We start from the raw sequence: 8,400 nt of genomic DNA, 5'->3' as shown, positions 1-8,400 counted from the left end.
TTTCAAGGACAGCACTTCCTATAGCTCATTAACAGCCTAGCTTATTGTACAGAAGTTTTCCCTATTTTTCGAATCTTAATATTTTTTTAAACATACGGCGTAGATTTTTGTAGAATGGCGTAGATGCTCTCTTAAAATAAAGAAAACGTTTACTTTACTATCTTTAAGGGAGGCATAGGATAATGAAAAAAATTGGACTGGCACCGCAAATTTTTATAGGTCTGACCTTAGGGATTGTTATCGGTGCTTTGTTTTATGGAAATCCTAATATTGCAACCTATTTTCAACCGGTAGGCGATATTTTCATTCGCTTGATCAAAATGATCGTCGTTCCGATCATCATCTCCACCTTGATCGTCGGGGTAGCTGGAGTAGGGGATATGAAGAAGCTAGGTAAAATCGGCGGCAAGTCGATTCTATACTTCGAAATCGTCACTACCGTTGCTATTGTGGTCGGACTGCTTGCAGCTAATGTGTTCAAGCCGGGCGCAGGGGTAGATATGTCTCATTTGGTCAAATCGGATATCCATAAATATGTAGAAACTACCGAAAAAGTTGGCCATAATTTCATGGACACGATCGTCAACATTGTTCCTACTAATATTATTCAATCACTTGCAGCAGGCGATATGCTCGCGATTATTTTCTTCTCGGTTATGTTTGGACTGGGCCTTGCGGCTATCGGGGATAAAGGCAAGCCGGTCATTCGTTTCTTTGAAGGTGTTGCCGATGCTATGTTCTGGGTTACAAACAAAATCATGAATTTCGCTCCTATTGGCGTTTTTGCTCTGATTGGAGTAACCGTTTCCAAATTCGGTATCACATCACTTATTCCACTCGGTAAGCTGGTTTTGTCCGTGTACGGAGCTATGTTCTTTTTCATCATCGTGGTATTCGGCATTATCGCCAAAATGTGCGGCACCAGTATTTTTACACTCATTCGTATTCTAAAAAGCGAGCTGCTCCTAGCGTATTCTACGGCAAGCTCGGAGAGCGTTCTTCCCAAAATCATGGAGAAAATGGAGAAGTTCGGCTGTCCTAAGGCGATTACTTCGTTCGTCATACCGACGGGGTACTCGTTCAACCTCGACGGTTCAACGCTGTATCAGGCTCTCGCCGCTATATTTATAGCGCAAATGTATGGCATCCATATGCCGATCAGCTCGCAGATTACGCTGCTGCTTGTGCTGATGGTTTCCTCTAAAGGGATTGCCGGCGTACCTGGAGTCAGCTTCGTCGTACTGCTTGCAACACTCGGTTCCGTCAACATTCCAGTTGAAGGACTTGCCTTCATTGCCGGAATCGACCGGATTCTTGATATGGCGCGCACTGTAGTAAACGTGTTAGGCAATTCACTCGCCGCGGTTGTCATGTCCAAGTGGGAAGGGCAGTACGATGCTGCCAAAGGCAAACAATATGTCACCTCGATCCGTCAGGAGCAGGTTCAGCAAGAAGTGGCTTAATAGCACAGCTTACGACATCTCTGATTTTTAGAAGAAATGCACTCTTTGGAATAGACGTTGGAAAAGCCTCCGGTGAATCCGATGTACCCAAGGAGTGCATTTTTTACGTAATAGATTCGCTTAAATACAGATTTCGTGAAAATAGCGGAAGCTATTGTTATAATTCGGGGGTTGAACAATGATATTGGCTAATGAGAATTATCAGTATAATGATACTTACTTTATTGTAGGAAGTCCTGTGCTACCATTGATCCTTATTTTTATATTAATTTCTGTTGGTGTTTCTATTTTTATGATTTTAAAAACAAAAAAGAAAAAAAAGAACTAAAAGTAACCCCTTGTTATAAGGGGATCAAGTGTTGAAAAAACTGGATGAAATCGGGAGGTGGGGTATCCCCTTTCTATGAATTCGAAGGCATCATATAACAGAGGCAGTCTGGGAATTATTTTCGTCCTAAGGCTGCCTCTTTTAGTTATACGAAACCAATGCCGGTACCCTCTACAAACCACTATTTAACCCTTGTTTATTCAGAACAGTTTAATAGGATTCCCCAATTTACAGATCCTTCATTGTTTTTGTTTTGTTTTGTTTTAAGTTAAAAAACATGGTATTCAAAAATAAACAAATATGATAAGATGTAAACAAAACAAAATAAACATCTAAGCGGAGGTATAATCATGGTACAAAGTTTGTGGGAAGCATCTAAAGCAGCAGAACAAGTTACAGGTCTCGATCAATTGGTTTACCGCTCTAATCTGATAGGTACTGATCGTCGTGTATGTAATTACGGTGGCGGGAATACCTCCAGTAAAACGATCGTAAAGGATTTCCGCGGTCGTGACGTAGAAGTTATGTTTGTGAAAGGCAGCGGTTCCGACCTTGCTACTATGAAGGCGTCTAATTTTACTGGTTTGCGCATGGATGATATTCGTCCTTTGTTCGAGAAAGACGAAATGCCAGATGAAGAAATGGTCGCATACCTGGCGAACTGCATGATTGATGCCAAACATCCTCGCGCTTCTATTGAAACTTTGCTTCATGCATTTCTTCCATTTAAGCACGTAGATCATACCCACCCGGATTCCATCATCAGCCTTTGTTGCGCAGATAACGGCAAAGAGTTAGCTAGTGAAATCTTTGGAGATCGTTTCGTATGGGTTCCTTATATCCGTCCAGGGTTCAAATTATCCAAAATGATTGCTGAAGGCGTATTAAATAATCCTAAGGCTGAACTTGTTCTTATGGAGAAGCACGGTCTTGTTACTTGGGGCGAAACTTCTGAAGAGGCTTATGCTCAAACGATTAAAATCATCACTGAAGCGGAAAGCTTTATCGAAGCACGAATTAATGAAGCTAAAGTTTTTGGTGGCGTGAAGCATGGAGCTTTGACTGCAGAGGAGCGCAGAAGCGTTGCTGCACAAGTGATGCCTACAATCCGCGGAGCTGTTAGCGACGCTAAGAAAATGATTCTTTCCTTCGACGATGCTGAAGACGTACTGCAATTCGTAGGCGGACAAAACTCTGCAGCACTTTCTCAAGTTGGAGCTGCTTGCCCGGATCATCTTGTCCATACGAAGGTTGTTCCATTGTTCATCGATTGGACGCCTAACGCGGACGATATCGACGGACTGAAAGCGAAATTAAAAGAAAGTATTGCTGCATATAAAGAAGAGTACAAAGCCTACTTTGACCGCAACAAAAATGAAGGCGACGTTATGTTCGAAGCTGCGCCGCGCGTTATCCTCATTCCTGGCGTTGGTATGATCAATACCGGAAAAAGCTGGGCAATGTCTCAAGTAAGTGGTGCTTTGTATCACCGTGCGATTGCAGTTATGCGAGGCGCTACGGCACTTGGACAATTCGTATCTCTTAGTGAAAATGAATCTTACAACGTGGAGTACTGGCCGCTTGAGCTTTACAAATTGTCCTTGGCTCCAGCAGAAGCTGAATTTTCACGTAAAATTGCTTTCATTACCGGCGGAGCTGGCGGAATCGGTAGCGAAACGGCACGTCGTTTAGTTTCTGAAGGCGCGCACGTTGTGCTGGCAGATCTTAACCTTGAAGGTGCAGAGAATGTAGCTTCCGAAATCAATGCGAAGTATGGCGAGAATCGTGCTATCGCGGTTAAGATGGATGTAACAAGCGAAGAGATGATCAAAGCTGCTTATGCAGAAACGGCACTTACTTATGGCGGTGTAGATATTATTGTTAACAACGCCGGTCTTGCCACCTCCAGCCCATTCGACCAAACGTCCTTGAAGGAATGGAATCTGAACATGAACGTGCTCGGAACAGGCTACTTCCTCGTTGCCCGTGAGGCGTTCATTATGATGAAGGAACAAGCTATCGGCGGTAACATGGTCTTCATCGGCTCCAAAAACTCGGTTTATGCCGGTAAGAGTGCTTCGGCTTACAGTGCAGTTAAAGCATTGGAAGCTCATCTTGCACGTTGTATCGCTGCAGAGGGCGGAGAATTCGGTATTCGCGTTAACACGATTTTGCCGGATGCTATTCTTCAAGGCTCTGCGATCTGGAACGGAAGCTGGCGTAATGAACGTGCCGCTGCATACGGCATTGAACCGGATCAATTGGAAGAGCATTACCGCAAACGCACTACCTTGCTTGTGAATATTTACCCGCGTGATATTGCGGAAGGCATCGCATTCTTTGCTTCTTCGAAATCGGAAAAAACAACAGGCTGCATGCTGACCATCGATGGAGGCGTACCTGCCGCGTTTACTCGTTAATCATCTTCAACCATATCATATGGATATCATTTGAAGGAGGCGTATCACATGCCATCGGCTACAGGGGAAAAGGTATGGATCATTCCTGACGGTTACATCCCGGAGCTCAGCTCCGGGGCGTTGACCAGCCATGAATCGATTTGTGTATTGAACACCGCATCGGAGGATGCCGAGCTTACCATTACCATCTTCTTTGAGGATCGCGATCCGATAGAGAATATCGCGGAAGTCGTTCCAGCACGCCGTACGAAGCATATCCGCACGAGCTCATTAAACAATGAAGGGACGTACATACCCGTCGGCGTTCCCTATGCGATTGAAGTGAAGAGCAACATCCCTATTATTGTGCAATACAGCCGTTTGGATGCGACTCAGGCTGAGAACGCTCTTATGTCGGTCATAGCTTACCCAATCAAATAAACAATGTTGAGGAGTTGTCTAAATGGATAAAAACGTTCAAGCCAATTATGAATTGGCTAAAGAGCTGTACGCGGCCCATGGCATCGATGTCGATCAAGTGCTCGAGCAGCTGGAGAAAATCAAAATTTCCATGCACTGCTGGCAAGGCGACGATGTAAAAGGATTCCTAAATCGGGATCAGGATCTGACAGGCGGAATCTCCGTTACCGGGAATTATCCGGGAGCAGCGCGCACTCCTGAGGAGCTTCGTGCAGACTTGGAGAAAGCTTTCTCTTTAATTCCAGGGAAGCACAAAGTAAATCTTCATGCCATCTATGCGGATACTGAGGAAAAAGTAGAGCTGGATAAGCTGGAACCAAAGCATTTTGAGAGATGGGCAGATTGGGCTAAGAGCCAAGGCTTGGGTTTGGACTTCAACCCGACTTGTTTCTCTCATGAGAATTCCAAGGACGGATTTACACTGAGTCATCCTAATCCTGATATTCGTCAATTCTGGATCGACCATTGCAAAGCCTCCAGAAAAATCGGCGCCTACTTCGGCGAGCAGCTGGGTCAAACTTGCGTAACGAATGTATGGGTACCGGATGGCTATAAGGATGTTCCGGCAGACCGTATGGCTCCGAGACAACGTTTGAAATCGGCATTAGACGAAGTATTTGCAGAAGAAATCAATCCGGCTTACAATCTGGATGCGGTTGAAAGCAAGCTGTTCGGTCTTGGGTCCGAAGCTTTTGTTGTAGGCTCCCACGAATTCTATATGGGATATGGCATTCAAAATAACAAACTGATCTGCCTGGATGCCGGACACTTCCATCCGACAGAGGTTATTTCTAATAAATTATCGTCGCTTGCTTTATTCACGGATGGCATTCTGCTGCACGTGAGCCGTCCAATGAGATGGGATAGCGATCATGTAGTAACCTTAGATGATGAATTGATTGATATCGGCCGGGAATTGGTTCGCGGCGGACTGCTAGAAAAAACACATATCGGCCTTGATTTCTTCGATGCGAGCATCAACCGTGTTGCCGCTTGGGTTATCGGTACACGCAATACGATCAAAGCTCTTCTTCGTGCTATGTTAGATCCAGTGGAAGCATTGAAGAAAGCGGAGCTGGAGGGAGATTACACCACTCGTCTGGCTTTAACGGAAGAGTTCAAATCTTATCCTTACGGTGCCGTTTGGGATTACTACTGCGCCTCCAAAGGTGTTCCTGTACGCGAAGAATGGCTTGCAGAGGTAAAAACCTACGAGCAAGAAGTGCTGCTTAAACGCGGAAACTAATTAACGAATAAGGGTGATACCTTTGGGAAACATTATTGCTTTTGATCTGGGGGCAAGCAGCGGGAGAGCGATGCTTGGCCGTTTGATAGATGGCAAGATCGAGATCACGGAGCTTCACCGGTTTTCCAATGATCCAGTGCAGGTGGGCGACCGCCTGCATTGGGATATTTTACGTTTATACCATGAAATCAAGCAAGGGCTGCTGATTGCCAAGAACAAAGGGATTGAAGTCTCAAGCATAGGGATCGATTCCTGGGCGGTTGATTTTGGATTTATAGGAAAGAATGGTGAACTGATCGGTAATCCTTATCATTACCGGGATCGCCATACGGAAAATATGATGGAGAAGTTGTTCACTGAGCTTCCTGCATCCGAAATTTTCGGCAGAACGGGCATTCAATTCCTTCAGTTCAATACGATCTTCCAGCTCTTTGCTCTCAAACAAGCTAATTCTCCTTGGCTGCAAGAAGGCAACCGTTTTCTAATGATCCCAGATCTGCTGCGGTACTTCTTGACAGGAGAGATGCACAACGAATTTTCCAATGCTACCACAACCCAGTTATATAATCCTGTCCAAGGGAATTGGGATAAGGAGCTTTTGAAGCAGCTGGATTTACCAGACTCTTGGTTCGGCGACGTGTTACAGCCTGGAAGCGAAGCAGGTATGCTGCAAGCTTCGGTATGCGATGAACTCGGAATCCCATCGATCCCTGTCTATGCAGTAGCTGAGCATGATACAGGCTCTGCAGTGGCAGCTGTACCGGCAACGGACCGTTCTTTCGCTTACTTGAGCTGTGGGACATGGTCCTTGATGGGAACCGAAGTTCAAGAGCCCGTTATCAATGAAACGGCTCAGAAGCTCAATTTTACGAACGAAGGCGGAGTTGAGGGGACGTATCGCTTGCTGAAAAATATTATGGGCTTGTGGATACTTCAGGAAAGCCGCCGCGTGTGGGAGAAAGCAGGCCAATCGTATTCGTTCCCGGAATTGGTGCAGCTGGCTGGTGCAGCTAAACCGTTCGGTGCATTCATTGATCCAGATCATTCCTTATTCTTAGCTCCGGGCGACATGCCTGCTCGAATAGCTCAATATTGCCGTGAAACAGGGCAACAGGCACCGGAGACGGTTGGTGAAATCGTTCGATGCATTTTGGAAAGCTTGGCACTGAAATATCGATTTGTATTCGAAATGACCGAACGTTTATCGGAGCAACAATTCAATGGTTTGCACATGGTCGGTGGTGGAATTCAAAATACACTGCTTTGCCAATGGTCGGCGAATGCCATTGGTAAGCCGGTATGGGCGGGGCCTTCGGAAGGCAGTGCTATCGGAAATATGGCTGTTCAGTGGATCGCCCAAGGCGTATTTAACGATATTTGGGAAGCTCGCCAGGCTATCCGTGATTCTTTCCCGATTGTTGAATATAAGCCTGAAGAGCAAGAGCTGTGGGGTCATGCCTATGACAGATTTGTTAAGCTGACACGGATTGCAGAATAAAGTCAGTGAAAAGAGGTCATCTATGCTAGCTGCGGAGCGTTATGAGAAAATTGTAAGTGTGGTTAATCAAAGAGGCGCTATAAGAGTTTCCGAGCTTAGCGAGCTCTTTCAGGTTACGGAAGAAACGATTCGCCGTGATCTGGACCGCTTGGAACAAGCAGGTCGTCTTACCCGCTCGCATGGTGGGGCTGTAAGTATAAAGGACGACCAACAACCGGAAATTCCTTATTTTGAACGGGAAATCACCTACGCCGAAGAGAAGAAAAGGATTGCCCAGGCAGCGATCAAGCGGATTGCCCCGAAGGATCGAATTCTTCTTGATGCCAGCTCTACGGCTTGGTATATGGCTGCGGAAGTACCTGATCATCCTCTGACCGTCCTTACCAATTCAATCAAGGTCGCAACGGAGCTGAGCAGTAAAGAGAAGATCGAAGTGATCTCGACAGGCGGCTTATTGGCTCAGCGTTCTCTATCTTATGTTGGACCATTGGCTGAACGTTCTCTGGATACCTATCACGTAGACAAATTGTTTTTGTCTTGCAAAGGTGTTCATCTTGACCGCGGAATTAGCGAATCTAACGAGCTGCAAGCCCGCATCAAAGAGCGGATGATCGGTATGGCGGATGAAGTCATTCTTCTGGTGGATTCCAGTAAATTTGGGATACAAGCGTTCACGCATGTAGCCGATTTGTCGGAAGTCGATGTCATTATTACGGATCGTCGCATCGCTAAGGATACGCTCGAGCAGTTGCAAGATCGCGGAATTTCTGTAATAACAGTATGAACTAGTAACACGAAAAAGCGGCTGGTCAGATGTTCTCGGGCCTGCCGCTTTTTCGTGTTACGATATATCGGACTTAAGAAACCAACATACCTTGTTGCTTCCTTGCAGTGGAAGTGGCTCGCGGTTGAGCCGCAGCTCTACGAAAGTTGTTGTAAAAGGGTAAAAGAATTTCACGCTGCAATCACCAAGTAAGCTGGTGAGG

The 8,400-nt window shown here is 45.7% G+C and carries 6 protein-coding genes; all 6 read left to right on the top strand.

Going from position 1 to position 8,400, the window contains the following annotated elements; all coding sequences use genetic code 11:
* The first annotated feature begins 182 nt into the window (after positions 1-182).
* The 6 genes from BP97_RS0130645 (at position 183) to BP97_RS0130615 (ending at position 8,198) form a co-directional block, all read left to right on the top strand.
* Positions 183-1,463 carry a cation:dicarboxylate symporter family transporter gene (locus tag BP97_RS0130645; protein WP_028552514.1) on the top strand — a complete coding sequence of 427 codons (1,281 nt, stop codon included), beginning with the start codon at positions 183-185 and terminating at the stop codon, positions 1,461-1,463.
* A gap of 678 nt (positions 1,464-2,141) precedes the next feature.
* Positions 2,142-4,211, top strand: coding sequence for a bifunctional rhamnulose-1-phosphate aldolase/short-chain dehydrogenase (locus BP97_RS0130635; protein WP_028552513.1), 2,070 nt, complete (start codon positions 2,142-2,144; stop codon positions 4,209-4,211).
* Positions 4,212-4,259: 48 nt separating this feature from the next.
* The gene (locus tag BP97_RS0130630) at positions 4,260-4,631 is read left to right on the top strand and encodes a sensory rhodopsin transducer (RefSeq protein ID WP_028552512.1); all 372 of its coding nucleotides are present in this window, start codon (positions 4,260-4,262) and stop codon (positions 4,629-4,631) included.
* A gap of 22 nt (positions 4,632-4,653) precedes the next feature.
* Positions 4,654-5,916 (top strand): L-rhamnose isomerase, encoded by a 1,263-nt coding sequence (rhaA, locus tag BP97_RS0130625; RefSeq protein ID WP_028552511.1) that lies wholly within the window; start codon positions 4,654-4,656, stop codon positions 5,914-5,916.
* A gap of 22 nt (positions 5,917-5,938) precedes the next feature.
* Complete coding sequence (locus tag BP97_RS0130620) at positions 5,939-7,414, top strand: rhamnulokinase (RefSeq protein WP_028552510.1); 1,476 nt, start codon at positions 5,939-5,941, stop codon at positions 7,412-7,414.
* Between the two features lie 22 nt (positions 7,415-7,436).
* Positions 7,437-8,198: a DeoR/GlpR family DNA-binding transcription regulator gene (locus tag BP97_RS0130615; RefSeq protein WP_028552509.1), complete on the top strand. Its 762-nt coding sequence runs from the start codon at positions 7,437-7,439 to the stop codon at positions 8,196-8,198.
* Positions 8,199-8,400: the final 202 nt, after the last annotated feature.

The sequence above is a fragment of the Paenibacillus sp. UNC451MF genome, assembly GCF_000686845.1.
Taxonomy (GTDB): Bacteria; Bacillota; Bacilli; order Paenibacillales; family NBRC-103111; genus Paenibacillus_S.
This window is presented reverse-complemented; position numbering and strand designations above follow the sequence as displayed.